Here is a 255-nt window from a genome sequence, read left to right on the forward strand (position 1 = left end):
TGCACGGATTGCCTTCGGCTTCCAGCTTGGCGCGGTATTCATTGGTGATGCGCTCGGCGCGTACCAGTTGCTCCCGGGTGGGCAGCAGGCCGACACGGTTCAATTGCGCCCAGCCGTAGAACTGGCAGGTGGCGAGTTCGACGAAGTCGGCCTCCAGGGCAATGCACAGCTCGATGATGCGGTCGATCTTGTCGATGTTGTGCCGGTGGGTCACGAAGTTCAGCACCATCGGATAGCCGTGGGCCTTCACCGCCC

General features: G+C 62.4%; 1 pseudogene. It reads right to left on the reverse strand.

Annotation, left to right across the window (positions count from 1 at the left end):
• Positions 1-255: pseudogene (locus tag IB266_RS30600) on the reverse strand (pyrroloquinoline quinone biosynthesis protein PqqE); the annotation flags it as partial.

The organism is Pseudomonas sp. Pdm06, from assembly GCF_014851795.1.
GTDB classification, from domain to species: domain Bacteria; phylum Pseudomonadota; class Gammaproteobacteria; order Pseudomonadales; family Pseudomonadaceae; genus Aquipseudomonas; species Aquipseudomonas fluorescens_AA.